Below are 15282 nucleotides of genomic sequence, written 5' to 3'. Positions count from 1 at the left end.
ACCATGTACCCGGATACCTGTAAGCTCAACATCCGGCGCAGGCCTGCATGGGCTGGAACGCTCCATTGTCCCGAACGTTCGAGAAATTCCACGAGGTACGTATTCAGGGACGCTCCCTCGAGTTCAGGGACATGGAATTTTCAGTGGACGAAAATAATCAAGCAGAAACTGGCAGAACAGACTCGACGACCAAAGATAGTCACCACCCATTGCTGGTTATCACGGGTGCCGCTGGCGCATTAGGGAGTGCGCTGGTCGCAGCACTGGGACAGAATTTCCGGATCATCGGGCTTGATGTGCCCGGTCAGAAAGCAGATTGCGAGTTGATTCCCTGTGACCTCACCTCCGATAATTCGATTCAGGAAGCGCTCGGCAGGATCCGTGAAGATCACGGCAGCAAGATAGCCGCTGTGATTCATCTGGCCGCCTACTTTGACTTCACTGGAGAGCAGCATCCTCTCTACAAAAAGCTGAATGTCGAGGGCACCCGCAGCCTGCTCAATGGCTTGCAAGATTTTGAAGTTGGCCGCTTCATCTATTCCGGTACGATGCTGGTGCACCAAGCCAGTGATCCGGGCATGCCGATCTCGGAAGGAACCGAGCTCAATCCGAAATGGGCCTATCCGCAATCGAAAGCGGCTGCCGAAGAAGCCATCCGGCAATCGCACGGCGATATACCGTATACGCTGCTGCACCTTGCTGGTGTCTATGACGAACATTCCGCTGTCCCGACCCTGTCAGAACAGATCCGACGCATCTATGAGCGAGATCCGCACGGGCACGCCTATGCAGGGTCACTCGATGTGGGGCAGGCCTTTGTGCACAAAGCCGACATGGTCGAGGCTTTCAAACGGACTGTTGAGCGCCGTCAAAACCTGCCAGAAGAAAACACCATCCTCATCGGCGAGCCAGAGACCCTCAGCTACGGTGAATTGCAGGACGAACTTGCCCGGCTCATCCACGGAGAGACAGAGTGGCGCACTTTCACCTTGCCCAAACCGCTCGCAGCCGTCGGCGCTTGGCTGGAAGCAAAGTCCGAACCGGTCGTCCCGGATGACATCGACCACGGCGAGAAACCCTTCATCCGGCCATTCATGGTCGACATGGCCGATGATCACTACGAGCTCAATATTGAACGAGCGCGCAGGCTTCTCGACTGGGAGCCAAAATACAGGCTGCGTAACGTACTTCCTGACATGGTTGCCAGCCTCAAGAATGATCCGGTCGAGTGGTATGAGACCAATGGCATAACGCCGCCCTCCTGGCTGACGGCCGCAACCGAAGAAGACCATGATCCCGAAAAAGTTCGCAGGGACTCAGAAGGAGAATCCATTCGCCTGCACCGGAATTTTATCTGGGCGCCATTCCTCAACATCGTGATGGGCGCCTGGCTGGCAACCAGCCCGGCCATGATTGTCTATAATTCCGTCCCGCTGGTCTGGAGTGACGTAATCAGTGGTATTGTGGTAATGCTACTGGGTTTTCTTTCCCTGTCATGGAAGCTGAGGCTGGTTCGGTGGCTGATTGCAGCCGTTGCCACATGGATCATGTTCGCGCCCCTCCTGTTCTGGGCCCCTACAGGCGCTGTATACCTGAACCAGACAATCAGCGGAGCCTTGATCTTCGGTTTCGCCGTTCTCGCCCGCCCTACGCCCGGTGTAAGCGAAACAGCCGCCGCAACCGGCCCGACCATTCCCCCCGGCTGGGATGCATCGCCCTCCAGCTGGTTCCAGCGTGTACCGATCATCGCACTCGCCGTCTTTGGCTTCCTGGTTTCCCGACATCTCACGGCTTACCAGCTTGGTCACATAGATGGGGTCTGGGAGCCCTTCTTCTCAGGCGTAGGCGGAGACGGGAAAAATGGGACCGAAGAGATCATCACTTCGAGTGTTTCAAAAGCCTGGCCTGTACCGGATGCAGGCGTTGGCGCCCTGACCTATATGCTGGAAATCCTGATTGGCGTGGTCGGCTCATCGCGGCGCTGGCGCACCATGCCGTGGCTGGTCCTGATCTTTGGTATCATGATCGTGCCGCTGGGCGCGGTATCAATCACTTTCATCATCATCCAGCCCATCATTCTTGGCACCTGGTGCACGCTATGCCTCGTGACAGCGGCCGCCATGCTTTTCCAGATTCCCTATTCCGTGGACGAACTGATCGCGACCATTCAGTTCCTTATTCGCCGCAAGAAGAAAGGTCGGCCAGTCCTGTGGGTCCTCTTCCGCGGTGACAGTGACGACGGCCCGGATGATCGTACCGAAGATGACTTCCAGCGTCCGCCGGGACGAATCCTCGCCGACATGGTCGGCGGCGGCATGACCTTTCCGTGGACGCTGCTGGTCAGTATCGCGCTTGGCATATGGTTGATGTTCACGCGCCTTACGCTCGGCGCAGACGGGGCCTTGGCCAATTCAGATCACCTGCTTGGCGCACTTGTCGTCACCGTTACAGTAGCCGCGCTGGCCGAACCTGCCCGGCCCTTGCGCCTGCTCAACATCTTTCTCGGGCTGGCCATTATCCTCATGCCGTTCATCGTGGAAGCAACTCTGATACAGATGGCGGCTGATGGGCTTGTTGGTCTTGCCATTATTGCCCTCAGCATTCCGAGGGGACCGATCAGGCACCGTTTCGGTGAATGGAGCAGACATCTCATCTAACGAAGCGCCTGCCCGTCTCACCGGCATTGAAGGGCGACACGGGACCAGTAGAGGAATGCATGCTCGGCACACGCTGAACTTGAATCGGCACAGATTTCGTAACCTAAAAGAAACTGAACATACTTAGCATTTTCAGGCCAGTTTCCGCGTAAAGTGGGGACCATCCCGGAAGTCAGACAGTTGCCGTGTAATCAAAATGCTCGTCAGAATGAATAAATACCTCGTCAGGTTTGCGCAGTTCCTGGGCATGGTCGTCCTCATATTCGCCCTTGCAACTCTGGCGATCTCCCTGACCCGGGATGAGGGACGGATCGCAGCAATCTGGCCGATCAACGCCATTGCGCTGGTCATCGTCCTGAGAAGCCCGCGGGGGGCCAGCCTCACCATACTTTCGGGGTTTGCCTGTGGGCTCATTGCGACAAACCTTTATTCCGGTGACAGTCTCCTGCGGGCGTCGATGCTCACGCTTGCGAACACGATTGAAGTCCTCACGGCGGCACTGGTCTTTGCATTTGGAAGCCGACCCAAGCTGATCAGCCTGCCGGGTATCCTGAAACTTTTCGGCGCTGCGCTGGCCGCCTGTGCCGTCTCCACGCCACTTGCAGCGGCAAGTCTGGCCATGACCGGGGTTCAGCTTCCAGTAAGCGAGGCTGCCGTCTGGTTTGCTGCCGACTCATTGGGCATCATCCTGTTTGTTCCCCTGCTCTGGTCGATTTCGGTCAAGTCAGCGCGGTTCAGGCTTTATCGGCCCAGCTTCAGGTTCGCTGGAGAGTTTCTCCTTGTCTGTAGCGTCGCTTTCGGCGTTTTCGCGCAGTCGGAATATCCGCTGCTTTTCCTGGTTCCACCCGTTCTGGTGATCCTGGCCTTCTCCAATGGCATTAAGGCGTCGGCTCTGGGCTTACTTGGGATCACGATGATTGCCCTCCCCTTAACGCTTGTCGGCAAGGGGCCGACCGCACTCATGGAAACAGACATGACTTCCAGAGTGCTGGTCTTGCAGCTTTTTCTGGCTGCAAACTCCATTCTCGCATTGGCCGTTGGCGCGATCGTGGCAGACAGGAGCCGTGTCATCCAGCAACTCAGGCGCTCTACGAATTCATTGAAAAAGCGCGCCCTCGCCAAACGGGAACTCATTGGTAAAGCCCGCCTGGCAGAGAAGATGTCAGGTGTCGGTCACTGGTCACTCGATCCTGCAACCTCATCGGTTTACTGGTCGCCCCAGGTCTATGAGATACACGGCGTCACCGCTGACGACTTCGATCCTAATTATGGCGATGCGGTTGCCTTCTATACCGATGAAGACCGGCCTATGGTCGAAGAATTCGTCCAGAGAGGGATTGAAAGTGGCAAGGGCTGGGAGTTCGAAGCAACCATTGTTACGCCCGCAGGCGAAAGGCGCAATGTCAGATCGCTTGGCGAGTGCCTGAAAGACGACGCTGGTAACGTCGAGAGCATCTTCGGCGTCTTCAAGGACGTTACGGAAGAAAAGCGCCTCTACGAAGAACTGGCCCGGCGCGAAAGCCAGTATCGTATGCTCGCAGAGCACTCCACGGATATTGTCCTGCAAACCACCAAAGGGGGCAAGATCATCTACGCGTCCCCTTCGTGCCGCAGGCTCGGTGTCTCGCCGAAAGAAGCTGTCGGCATGAGCACGGTCGAGTTCGTCGTGCCTGAAGATCGGGAGTTCGCCATCCGCATTGGCCGGGAGAACTTCACTGGCAAGAAGCCGGATCCGGATATCCGGCGGGAGTATCGGGTACGCGACGGGGAAGGCAGGATTATCTGGCTCGAAGGTAATCCGACGGTCATCCGTGACGAAAACGGCAAAGCAGTGTCCGTGATCAATACCTTGCGGGATGTAACCGAGCGGCGTGAGCGTGAAGATGCGCTTGCCGCAGCCCGGCGTGAGGCCGAGGCGGCAACCGAGGCCAAATCCGATTTCCTCTCAAATATGAGCCACGAGATCCGCACGCCCCTGAACGGCATTCTTGGCTTCACGAAACTTGTTTCCGAAACCGAGCTCAACGCCGAGCAGGCAGATTATCTCGACAATATCCGGAGCGCTGGCACCATGCTGCGCGAAATCGTCGATGACATACTGGACTTCTCGAAGGTGGAGGCAGGCAGGATAGAGCTGGACAACCAGCCCTTCAGTCTGAACGACGCCATGGAGGATGTCGTCAGCCTGGTAGAGGCTGCACGCGGCAGGAAGTCGACCGTGCTCGCACAACATGTGTATGCAGACAGCCCTGTATACATAAATGCGGATGAAACCCGCTTGCGTCAGATCCTGACCAATCTGGTCGGCAATGCAGCGAAATTCACCGAATCGGGCCGGGTTGACGTCAATGCCAGAATTGTAGGCGACCAACTTGAGATCGCAGTTCGAGATACCGGGCCGGGCATACCGGCAGACAAGCTGGATCGCGTTTTCGAGGGGTTCCGTCAGGCTGACTCCACCATCACGCGCCGTTATGGTGGATCGGGGCTTGGCCTCTCGATCAGTCGCTCTCTCGCGCAACTTATGGGCGGTAGCCTCACACTGGAAAGCACTGTGGGAGAAGGGACAACCGTCACATTGACGCTTCCCTATGACGCTGCCGAACCAGCTGTCGTCAAAAGCAGGGCATCCATGACGGGCCACGGGGATGAACCGGACATGCCAGCGCGCATCATGGTCGTCGACGATGTGGAGATGAACCTCAGCCTGATACGGCATGGCCTCAAGCATACAAGCTATGAAGTCTTGACGTACACTTCAGCCACAGCCGCCCTGGCTGAGCTTGAATCCGGCGCTGCCTTCGACCTCATATTCATGGATGTGCAGATGCCGGACATTGATGGCCTGAGCGCCACCCGGCGTATCCGCGCCATGAAGGGGCCCGTCAGCCAGACGCCCATCGTGGCACTGACGGCCCACGCGCTGCCTTCTCATATCCGGGAGTGTCTAGACGCCGGTATGGACGAGCATTTCCCAAAACCCGTCGATCTCGACAGGATGAAAGGTCTTATCCGCCGAATGCTGAATGCTCCTGCCAAGGATGACACAACAGCCGAGCCAGCTCAGGATGACATGATGGCCTCCCTGCAAAATGAGTACAGGACCTATCTCGCTTCCATACATGAAGAGTTCGACGCGATCCTGGAACACGGCAAGGATACGACCGCGGCACAGTCCGTCGCCTCACTGGCTCACGCTATCGCCGGCACAGCGGGCAGCTTCGGTTTTGACGACGTCTCAAAGGCCGCCTTTGATCTGGAAAACCGTGCCCTCGAAGAAGCCCGGCAGACCAGGCCGGATGTGGAATCACTTCGTCAGAAGGTCGACGAGTTCGTGCTGGCAAGCCAGAAAGCCGCTGCAGCCTGAAGTACAGCAGGCCGTAAATCCGTCATAAACGCCGTTCTGAAAAATTTGAGGCGAGACTTAATTCAAAATCATCACTCAGAATCTATACAAATCTGATCTGTTGCAGGAGTACCCCAATGTCCCAAGCCCGCATTCTGGTCGTAGACGATGATCGCATGCTGCGGACGCTTGTCGTTTATAAACTTTCCGACAAGGGCTTTACGGTCGAGGAAGCTGCGAATGGTGAAGAAGCGCTGCAGCACGTTTCAGAAAACACACCGGATCTCATCATTCTCGATGGCATGATGCCTGGCATGGACGGCAGTGAAACCCTGCGCCACCTGAAGTCGGACCCTGCCACAAGCTCGATTCCGGTTTTCATGCTGACTGCACGGCGATCAGAAGAAGATATCGAGCGTGCCCTGCGTCTGGGGGCAAACGATTACCTCGCCAAACCCTTCAACCCAGACGACCTGGTTCTGCGCATTCAACGTTTCATCTCCGAACGTACCGGTGAAAGCAGCACGCAGAAAAGAGCCTGAAGCCGATTGCTTACCACCTCTTTCTTGATTCATGATTCCCGCTTGCCACAATTAGAGGCCGCCTAACTTTTCGCTCATTCGTGAATCTATTCCAGGAAGATGGCCTCCACAGATGTTTCAAACAGTCTGGCGATCTTGAGAGCTAATGCGAGACTGGGATCGTATTTCTCCTTCTCGATAGCAATGATGTTTTGTCTCGAGACATCAAGCAGCTCAGCCAGTTTCGCCTGGCTCCATTGCCGCTCCGTCCTGAGTTCTTTCATCCGGTTTTTCATAGATATCGCGCCCGCAGGACAAACCAGGTGATCTGCCATGTGAAAGCTGCGATCGGCGCAACCAGAATGCTGTTCAGTTCAACAACCCCAGCGAATTGTGACAGTAGCCCCCAGACTGTTACGAACCAGACGGTCACAAGCAATGTGATGGCCAACGCGTTCACGGCCACCCGGCGCTCGAAGTCTTCCAGCGCCAGCACCCGCCGTGCCGCGAGAAGTCCCCACAGCGTAATGACGAGGGCTGGCAGGCCTGCAAAAGCGAGACTCGCGGCAGACATGTCCTGTCCGGACCATGTGATCGAAGCCTGAAACGCGCCAAGAAACAGCACGGCCATTACACTCTCTGTTATCCAGTAAGTGACGGCTTTTCGACGGCGGCGCGAGACAGAAGATTGCGATTCTGGTTCCATGTTTCCTTCGTCTGCTTTCCTACTGGCGCTTGAACGGCCTTGAGATCATTCCGAAGACCCGCTTGCGGCTTTCAAGCAGACCGATGCCGAGAATACCAGCGGTTAGCCAGAAGCCAGCTTCTGTTCCAATGGCAAGCCCTGTCGCTGCAACAATCATCGCCTCTGTGTCAGGACCTGTCGCCTTGAAAGCAAACACACCGATATAGCCTGCAATAACCAGACTCCAGACCACACTCAACGCAATCGGTTTCCAACCCATATTTGCACTCCTTTTTGTAAAGAGCTCTTGACATGCCGGTCAACTGAATGGATGTCAAGAGCTCTTTACAAACGAAGGAGCCTCTCATGATCAGATCCCTGTTATCCTGCACCGCCTTTAGCGCGCTTTTGTTAACCGGATGCCAGACCACCCACTATACCGAAACGGCAACGCTGTATCATGGCTTTTCGCGCGTCGATCCGGTCAACGAGGAAGTCATCGAGGATGCCTGGCTGGTCGTGGACGGCGACACCATTGCAGCGACAGGCTCCGGTGATCTGCCTGAATTCGACTTCGCCCAATCGCATGACATGGCGGGACTGTACGCACTGCCGGGCATGATTGACGCGCATGCGCACATCACGTCCGGACCGCACAGCACAGAGTTCGTGGACGGTGCACCTCTGGTCACGATCGAGAGCCGGGATGATATCACGCGGTTCAACGCAAAGATGGCGCTGGCTTTCGGGATCACCACGGTTCGTAACCCGGGCGGCAGCACGGAAGCAAATCAAGCCTATGACCAGAACATCGTCAGTGGCGCCTGGATCGGCCCTGAAGCGCTCCACGCGGGCTCAGTCATTCAGCCACCTCCGATGGGAGGTGCGGCGTTTGCCTATCCGCAATCCGACGCTGAATGGGACGCAGAAGCCCAACGACAGGCAGATGCCGGCATGGACTATTTCAAACTCTATGTCAGCCTGACCGAAGACGAACTCGCCAAAGGCATCGCGGCAGCTGAGCGTGTCGGCCTCAAACCCATCGCGCACCTCCACATGGTGAGCTGGACGACGGCGGCTGAACTCGGGGTTCACGGGCTGGAGCATGCGCTTCCGACCAGTCCGGACCTGCTGGAGCCAGAGGCACGGGAGGCGTATGTCTCTGGCTTCGGGCCAAATTCGAAGTTCATGTATCAATGGTTCGAGCTTGCCGACTATGACGGCCCGCTCTTTCAGGAACTCGTGGACACGCTGGTCGAGAACCAGACCGTCCTGAACTTCAACTTCATCGTCAATCACCTCGTCTACAACGCCGATGATCCGCAGCTCATTCCCGATGAATGGGCCCCTTACATTCATCCCGAAATCCTGACCGGGTTCCGGGAATTTACCGCAGCCAGCGTCTATGGATGGACAGAGGAAGACTTCAAGCGCGCCCGTGCTGTCTTTCCGCGCGTGCTCGAGTTTGGAAAACGCCTCTACGATGCGGGTCTGCCGGTGATGATCGGCACCGATGCCTCCGGGGGCCTTCCCTATTACGCGATGGAAGCCGGATTTTACGTCGATGCCGGCATCCCGGTCTGGGATGTCCTGAGAATGGCCACCTCATCCACCGCCGACCAGCTTGGCATAGGTGGCAGGACCGGGCGTATCGAACCCGGCCTGGAAGCAGACATCGTCTTCCTGAAGGCTAATCCAGTCGATCGCATCGACGCCCTTGGAGAGGTCGATACCGTCCTCAATAACGGCACTGCCTACACATTCGACGACCTGACCAGTCAGAGTCCGCTCACGCCGGAAACAGAGTAATTCCGTACACAAACGGGCGCCCTGTCCCCCAGCGAGGGGCTGGGCGCCCTACTCCCACTCGATAATGAACGAACCACGGATACTGTTGTGGATATTACAGATCGCAATATGTTGTGGATATCTTTTACCGTCAGCAGCTCCGAGAAACATCTTTCCCTGTACTTTCAATAGTTTATGGATCGAATCATGTAAACGTTGACATGAATTTAGTGCGTACTGGCAATACCGCACATGATCTGGGACATCGCGTCAATCATAGTAAATGGAACAATGAAGATCTGCGAAGGCGTGTCAGGATGTGGTGTGGACGGGCTGAGACAGGAATCTAATCTTCTCCACTACGGGATTCATCGGATTCCAAGTCATTCAGGCGGTCAGCCACGCTGCGCCCTTGCCGGATTCTAGCCGCGACCTGCTCAACGAAAAATTCGAAACGCCTTTGACCAAGCGCATGCGCAGCATCACGCTCTCCATCCGGGAGGGGATCGGTTCGTGTCAGCCAGTAAAAGACGAACTGCCCGAGCGCCTCAAGCGTAAAGCCAACATCGCGCTCGATCTCACCCTGCCGGATGTCAACCGCATTAAGCCGCTCCAGAATGCGTTCTTCCAGGCCCATCCTGATCTTCGGATCAAAATATTCCCGAAGCGCCTGCTCGATGATGGCTGATTTGGTCGCGCCCGGCCGTTGCGTGGCCTCATCCAGCTTGGCGTAAATATCGCCTGCCAGACGCAGATTGATCCGGGGCTTCGACATCCTTCAGAAATCCGGCAAGGTATCGGGATCGGCTAGGTCCAGCGCAATGGCCCGCCGGACCGTATCCAGATGGCAAGCCTCAGCTGGATCGGCTCCATCCTGTTCTGGCACCCCAGCGTCGAGTTCCAGCTCAGGTGTCTTCACGGCTTGGAATCCTGCAAGCTCCGGCGTGCGTTCAATTCCGCCGTCTTCATGAGCCGCAGACGCCAGGTCCCTGCCGTTAGTGCCTAACGGATACTGCCCAAGGCCTGACCAGTCATCACAAGGATCAGGAGAAGCGATTACGACGCTAGCCGGCTCTTCGATCCGTCGGGTAAAATTACGGTCCTTGTAATAGCGAATTTTCTTCGCCTGCACGGGCGGTGCACCGGACACCATGACAATTTCATCGCTGGCTGGCAGCTGCATCACTTCGCCCGGCGTCATCAATGGCCTCTGGGTTTCCTGGCGTGACACCATCATGTGCGACAGCCAAGGCGCCAGCCGGTGGCCGGTATAATTCTTCTGGGCACGCAGCTCTGTCTTGGTGCCCAGCGCCTCGGAAATCCGTTTGGCCGTCCGCTCGTCATTCGTGGCGAAGGCCACCCGGACATGACAATTGTCCAGGATGGAATTGTTGGGACCATAGGCCTTTTCAATCTGGTTCAATGACTGGGCGATCAGAAAGCTCCGGATTCCATACCCCGCCATGAAAGCGAGCGCGCTCTCGAAAAAGTCGAGCCGCCCAAGCGCGGGAAACTCGTCCAGCATCATGAGCAGTTTGCGCCGGTCCGGACCGGGCAACTCTTCCGTCAATCGACGCCCAATCTGGTTGAGGATCAGGCGCATCAATGGCTTCGTCCGGGACATGTCAGAGGGCGGACAGGCCAGGTAAAGCGAGACCGGCCGCGTGCCCTCAACCAGATTCAAGAGTGACCAGTCGCTGGCAGACGTCACAGCCGCCACTACAGGGTCACGATAGAGGGCCAGGAAGCTGATGGCGGTCGACAGTACGCCGGAACGCTCATTCTCGGCCTTGTTGAGAAGATCCCGCGCAACTTGCGCCACAACGGGATGAACCGACCGGTTGCCCGAAGTGTCGGTGAGATGTCTTGTCCGCATCATCCGGGTGAGTGTCGCAGCGAATGTCCGGTCCGGGTCGGACAGGAGTTTCGCGCAGCCCGACAGCGTCTTGTCGGCTTCAGCATAGAGGACATGAAGGATCACGCCCACGAGAAGCGCATGACCGGTCTTCTCCCAGTGATTGCGGCGCTCAAGCGAGCCTTCCGGATCAACGAGGATATCGGCAATGTTCTGCACGTCGCGCACCTCGCATTCGCCGCGCCGCACTTCGAGCAGCGGATTGTAGCGTGGCGAAGCCCGGTCGGTGGGGTCGAACCGGATACAGGTCGAGAAGCCGGACCGCCATCCCGAGGTCAGCTCCCAGTTCTCGCCCTTGATATCGTGAATGACCGCGCTGCCGGTCCAGGAGAGAAGCGTGGGCACGACCAGCCCGACCCCCTTGCCGGATCGTGTCGGCGCAAACGCCATGACGTGTTCAGGCCCGTCATGGCGCAGATAGGCATGCTTTGTCCTGCCAAGGAACACGCCACTCTTCGCGCGCAATCCATGGCGTTTCACATCGCGTGGTTTGGCCCAACACGCCGAGCCATATGTCGTGACGTTGGCCGCGTCGCGGCTTCTGATCACCGAGCCGACAACGGCAGCGAAAATTCCAAGCAGCCCGCCGCTCGAAGCAATCAGTCCCGCACGGGCAAACACGTCAGGGGCATAGGCCTCATACGCATACCACCACTGGAAAAGCCGCCAGGGCTGGTAGACCGTGGTTTCTCCAGCCACAAACCATGGACGCCCCAGGGCTGGCTGGTATCCAAGCATGTGCGCCGTCCACTGCGTCGCCCCCCAGATTGTCAGAAGGATCAGAATGAACACGATCAGAACCTGGCCGAGCAGGATTTTTCCGGGCCGCATGGAGGCACCTTCAGGCTTTGGTCAACAAGTCCCTATTTTCATGCAGGTGTGAGGGTTTCAGCCAGTCGGACGCGAAGACAGGCTCTGCAATCAGCTGCGAAGCCATCGAAGGCTTTAACGGGACCGCCCGCGCTGACGGCGTATGCCAATTGTCCAGGAGACGCCTTGCGCCGTTCGCCGGGCAACCAGGTCGCGACCACGATGACGTTCGATGTCGGGGCGCCAGGGCACAAGTGCAAAGTGTCTTGCATTTCCGATGATGGCATAGCGACCAGCCCCCAGATCGACTGGCCTCTCATACCGCCCGGAGATCGTTTCCCCCGTATGGAGCTCAACCTCGACCCGTCCTGAAGCCTCGGCAATCCGCGCGACAGCACGGGCCCGGTCGCGTCTGACAAGCAGGCTTCGGGCGTCCCGCCCAAGTGTCTGCTCGCCCGGCGGGAGAAAGCCCTGCTCCCGCAACCAGTCCAGGCGTGCCCGTCTGGCCGCCACAAGGCGCCTTGTCTGGGTACCGGCGGAGAGGTCATCGAGCCAGGTCGCGCCCTCACGTTCTGTCTGTTGCTCAAGCGAAAGCCATGAACGCACGCTCAAACGAACATTGCCATGGCGCCCAGCTTCAAATTCAGCGGCCTTTTCCAGATAATCCTCGGGGATAGGCCATGTGCCATCCGGCATTCGCTTCACGAGCCCGGCCCGGCGCAGCGATTCAAGGCGCCTGACATGCGCCTGCCGGAATGCGGCGCTCGAGGATGGATCGGCGCCTGCATGAATATCCTCAGAATAGAAACCGCCAGCCTCGTTCGCCATGCCGGCAATTGTGCGGTCGGATGACCTGGCCCGGGGTTTTCGGCCCCCTATCTGGACGATCGCCCCTTCCGGCGGAATGCCCCCGGGCTCGATGTCGCCCAGGCCGACCAGCCACTTCCTGCCGTCAAAATCTTCGACAACCACAGAGCGCTGATCACGCAACTCATCGTCAGGCAGGACCGCCAGCACGGATCCGCTCAGGGTCATGTCCTGGCCCACCCGGGGATCAAAGGTCGCGAGCCGTTCCAAACCGTCCTCCCGCCCGAACCGGTGAGCCAGCGTCCGGATGACATCGCCCCGGCGGCCCAGTTCGGCGAGCGTCCGGTCCCAGTCCTGCACCAGCCGCCACCGGTCATGGCCAACCGGCTCTGCCAGACCCAGTTTCCGCAAGTGCGCAAGTCTCTGCAGCCTGAGACTGCGATCAAAGCGTTCCGCCGCGTTTGAAGCGCCCCGGGCAAAACTCAATGTCCCGTTTTCAACATCCCGCCATATTGCCCGGTCTATGGCGGTCAGCCTGTCGCGTCGTACCTCGGCATGGCGTGAGCGGGCGATCTCAAGGTCTCGGCGCGGCCCCAGCCGTTCAGTAACAATGTCCGACGCGCGCTGGCGGAGGCCGGACTTCAGATAGTCCGGGGCGATAACAAGATCCTGGCCCCGGGCATCCTTTCCCCGGACAACAATATGCGTGTGGGGATGGCCAGTGTTGTGATGATCAACCGCCACCCAGTCGAGGCGGGTGCCGAGATCACGCTCCATCTGCATCATAAGCGCTCGGGTACTCTCGCGCAGATCGCCAAGCGCAACGCCATCTTCCGGAGAAACGATGATGCGGAACTGGTGGCGGTCCACCTCGCTGCGATAAAGGAAAGCAGACCTATCCGGCGTCGCTCCATCGCGAGCGTAGAGATCACCGCCCTGTCCATCCCTTTCTACACCATCGCGCTGGATATAATGAAGATGCGCCCGAAAGGCCCCAAGCCCACCCCCTTTACCCGACCGCGCAATATGGAATTTCACAATGACACGCCGCATCCGGAAGGCTGCCAGTCTCTGTTGCCTGAATTCAAGCTGTCTCGCAGTTGCGCTTCCGCGACCGAGCTGGCGGCCCGTATATCGTGTATTCCCGGACTTCCCGCCAAGCTTTGCCTTCGCCCGTCGAAGCTCGTTCGAAAACCCGTTGCCTCCGGCCCGCCTGCTATTCCCTATCCGGCCAAGCCTTGGCGTGAACTCATCATCGACGGGCAAAACTGTCCCCTCCAGCCTGGCGCCCCGGCATGTCCCGATAGCCAAAGGCGAAAGCGCAAAATCCCTGGTGTCTCGAAGCCCTACAAAGGGCACCTGAAAAACGATGTGCAGACAAGGCGTTAGGCAGGGCCTGGCGCCAGGTGTTTGATCTTGCCCTAACGGGTTCGCCGTATCCGTCCGAGTCCTGCACCTCGATTCCGGGTCGCAATTGTTCCTCATCTGGCCTTCCCTTCCTTGTGAGGAGTTGATCATGGATGTGAAACATTTTGAGAACACGGCGCACCGGACCTACTGGAGCGTGCACGTTGAAGCCTGGCGTCAGAGCGGGCTTGCCCGCACGCGTTATTGCCGGGATCATGGGCTGAACCGGCGCACTTTTTCGAGCTGGCTGATCTATCTGATGGGCTGCGAAGAAGCGCGGAAACACGAGGAATATCAAGCCGAACTGCGCCGTGAACAATCGCGGAAGAACCTTGAAAAAGGCCGGTCCGGCAAGCGTCAGACGCCCCGGTTCGGCTCCCGAACGGACATGCGCAGCCAGGCTGTCCAGGCCTTCTGGGCGATGCATCTGGAGACGCTGAACTGGAGCGGGATGAGCCTTCGCCACTACGCTCATGCGATGAATCTTTCCCGGCATGCCCTGCAGAAATGGCGAAGACGGTTCGAGGACGGCGAACTCGAGATCGACTGGCGGCAACGGCTTCATCCTGCCGCCCTCCCTGACGTTAGCACTAGTGCTAACACTAATGTCGGCGAAACCGGCTTGACATCGGTTGGCGTTCCAGCCAAGCGGCCGCGGCGGTTCTTCAGCGACGAACAGAAGCTTGCCATCGCCCTTGAAAGCGACCAGCCGGGCGCCAGCGTGTCGGGCGTTGCGCGCAAGCATGGGATCGTCACGGGCCTCCTGTTCCGCTGGCGGGTGGAGTTCGGCATAGGCCGGAAAGCCAGGCTGGCCACGGTGCGGGTCCCAGAGGGCATGGTTTTACCGATGGACCTCGTGCAGCCCCCGCCCGGCATGGTGTCCGTAACGCTGGAAAATGAGGCCCGTGTCTTTGTGCCGGAGGGAAGTGATCCGGACGTGGTCCGCCTCGAAATGGCCCGCGAGGGAGCGGTCTCATGATGATCGTTCCGGCGGGCGTAAAGGTCCATCTCGCCCTCGGCTATACCGACATGCGCAAGGGGATCGACGGGCTGAGCATGCTGGTGCAGGACGTGCTGAAGAAGGATCCGTTCTCCGGCCATCTGTTTGCATTCCGGGGCAAGCGGGCCTCGATGCTGAAGATCCTGTTCTGGGATGGAAACGGGCTCTGCCTGTTCACGAAACGCATCGACCAGGGCGGCTTTGTCTGGCCCATAATGGCCGGACATGACGGCTCGATCACGCTCACACCAGCGCAACTTGCCATGCTGATCGAGGGCATTGACTGGCGCGCACCCGAGCGGATCTGGAAGCCCGCGCTGGCTGGATAAAATCGAGCAAAAAGAAC

General features: G+C 58.2%; 12 protein-coding genes. 6 read left to right on the top strand and 6 right to left on the bottom strand.

Translation table 11 applies throughout. The annotated features are described in order from the left end of the window. Window positions 1–131 precede the first annotated feature (131 nt). From Q1K31_RS07430 to Q1K31_RS07420, 3 genes are all read left to right on the top strand, one after another. The gene (locus Q1K31_RS07430; RefSeq protein WP_367187556.1) at window positions 132–2657 is read left to right on the top strand and encodes a vitamin K epoxide reductase family protein; all 2526 of its coding nucleotides are present in this window, start codon (window positions 132–134) and stop codon (window positions 2655–2657) included. Window positions 2658–2865: 208 nt separating this feature from the next. After that, window positions 2866–6024 (top strand): ATP-binding protein, encoded by a 3159-nt coding sequence (locus Q1K31_RS07425; protein WP_300378359.1) that lies wholly within the window; start codon window positions 2866–2868, stop codon window positions 6022–6024. 116 nt (window positions 6025–6140) lie between these two features. Beyond that, entirely contained in the window at window positions 6141–6545 is a 405-nt protein-coding gene (locus Q1K31_RS07420) for a response regulator (RefSeq protein WP_300378357.1), read from the top strand. An 86-nt stretch (window positions 6546–6631) separates the two neighbouring features. On the opposite strand, the gene Q1K31_RS07415 is transcribed toward Q1K31_RS07420, so the two are convergent. Genes Q1K31_RS07415 through Q1K31_RS07405 form a run of 3 tightly spaced genes read right to left on the bottom strand, consistent with a single transcriptional unit; the run spans window position 6632 to window position 7489 of the window. Then, complete coding sequence (locus tag Q1K31_RS07415) at window positions 6632–6820, bottom strand: helix-turn-helix transcriptional regulator (protein WP_300378355.1); 189 nt, start codon at window positions 6818–6820, stop codon at window positions 6632–6634. Beyond that, entirely contained in the window at window positions 6817–7230 is a 414-nt protein-coding gene (locus Q1K31_RS07410; RefSeq protein ID WP_300378353.1) for a hypothetical protein, read from the bottom strand. Before Q1K31_RS07410 ends, Q1K31_RS07415 begins: the two co-directional genes overlap by 4 nt. Before the next feature lie 19 nt (window positions 7231–7249). Continuing rightward, entirely contained in the window at window positions 7250–7489 is a 240-nt protein-coding gene (locus Q1K31_RS07405) for a hypothetical protein (protein ID WP_300378351.1), read from the bottom strand. Window positions 7490–7575: 86 nt separating this feature from the next. Here Q1K31_RS07405 and Q1K31_RS07400 point away from each other — a divergent pair, with 86 nt between their 5' ends. Beyond that, window positions 7576–9018, top strand: coding sequence for an amidohydrolase family protein (locus Q1K31_RS07400; protein WP_300378350.1), 1443 nt, complete (start codon window positions 7576–7578; stop codon window positions 9016–9018). Between the two features lie 325 nt (window positions 9019–9343). Here the strand turns inward: Q1K31_RS07400 and Q1K31_RS07395 are convergent, their stop codons facing one another. The 3 genes from Q1K31_RS07395 to Q1K31_RS07385 form a co-directional block, all read right to left on the bottom strand. Continuing rightward, window positions 9344–9772 (bottom strand): ribbon-helix-helix protein, CopG family, encoded by a 429-nt coding sequence (locus Q1K31_RS07395; protein ID WP_300378348.1) that lies wholly within the window; start codon window positions 9770–9772, stop codon window positions 9344–9346. Between the two features lie 3 nt (window positions 9773–9775). Further along, the gene (locus Q1K31_RS07390) at window positions 9776–11743 is read right to left on the bottom strand and encodes a conjugal transfer protein TraG (RefSeq protein WP_300378346.1); all 1968 of its coding nucleotides are present in this window, start codon (window positions 11741–11743) and stop codon (window positions 9776–9778) included. 114 nt (window positions 11744–11857) lie between these two features. After that, window positions 11858–13795, bottom strand: coding sequence for a DUF3363 domain-containing protein (locus tag Q1K31_RS07385; protein WP_300378344.1), 1938 nt, complete (start codon window positions 13793–13795; stop codon window positions 11858–11860). A gap of 250 nt (window positions 13796–14045) precedes the next feature. On the opposite strand from Q1K31_RS07385, the gene Q1K31_RS07380 reads away from it, so the two are divergent. Further along, complete coding sequence (locus Q1K31_RS07380) at window positions 14046–14915, top strand: transposase (protein WP_290759898.1); 870 nt, start codon at window positions 14046–14048, stop codon at window positions 14913–14915. Continuing rightward, the gene (gene tnpB, locus Q1K31_RS07375) at window positions 14912–15265 is read left to right on the top strand and encodes an IS66 family insertion sequence element accessory protein TnpB (RefSeq protein WP_290759900.1); all 354 of its coding nucleotides are present in this window, start codon (window positions 14912–14914) and stop codon (window positions 15263–15265) included. The genes Q1K31_RS07380 and tnpB overlap by 4 nt, the downstream gene beginning before the upstream one ends. Window positions 15266–15282: the final 17 nt, after the last annotated feature.

The organism is Henriciella sp., from assembly GCF_029936995.1.
GTDB lineage: Bacteria > Pseudomonadota > Alphaproteobacteria > Caulobacterales > Hyphomonadaceae > Henriciella.
Note: the sequence above shows the minus strand (reverse complement) of the source record. Positions and strands in the feature narration are given on the sequence as shown.

Coding starts and splice junctions, on each gene's coding strand:
- Q1K31_RS07430 (WP_367187556.1), top strand. CDS start 132: ATGGAATTTTCAGTGGACGAAAATAATCAAGCAGAAACTGGCAGAACA.
- Q1K31_RS07425 (WP_300378359.1), top strand. CDS start 2,866: ATGAATAAATACCTCGTCAGGTTTGCGCAGTTCCTGGGCATGGTCGTC.
- Q1K31_RS07420 (WP_300378357.1), top strand. CDS start 6,141: ATGTCCCAAGCCCGCATTCTGGTCGTAGACGATGATCGCATGCTGCGG.
- Q1K31_RS07415 (WP_300378355.1), bottom strand. CDS start 6,820: ATGAAAAACCGGATGAAAGAACTCAGGACGGAGCGGCAATGGAGCCAG.
- Q1K31_RS07410 (WP_300378353.1), bottom strand. CDS start 7,230: ATGGAACCAGAATCGCAATCTTCTGTCTCGCGCCGCCGTCGAAAAGCC.
- Q1K31_RS07405 (WP_300378351.1), bottom strand. CDS start 7,489: ATGGGTTGGAAACCGATTGCGTTGAGTGTGGTCTGGAGTCTGGTTATT.
- Q1K31_RS07400 (WP_300378350.1), top strand. CDS start 7,576: ATGATCAGATCCCTGTTATCCTGCACCGCCTTTAGCGCGCTTTTGTTA.
- Q1K31_RS07395 (WP_300378348.1), bottom strand. CDS start 9,772: ATGTCGAAGCCCCGGATCAATCTGCGTCTGGCAGGCGATATTTACGCC.
- Q1K31_RS07390 (WP_300378346.1), bottom strand. CDS start 11,743: ATGCGGCCCGGAAAAATCCTGCTCGGCCAGGTTCTGATCGTGTTCATT.
- Q1K31_RS07380 (WP_290759898.1), top strand. CDS start 14,046: ATGGATGTGAAACATTTTGAGAACACGGCGCACCGGACCTACTGGAGC.
- tnpB (WP_290759900.1), top strand. CDS start 14,912: ATGATGATCGTTCCGGCGGGCGTAAAGGTCCATCTCGCCCTCGGCTAT.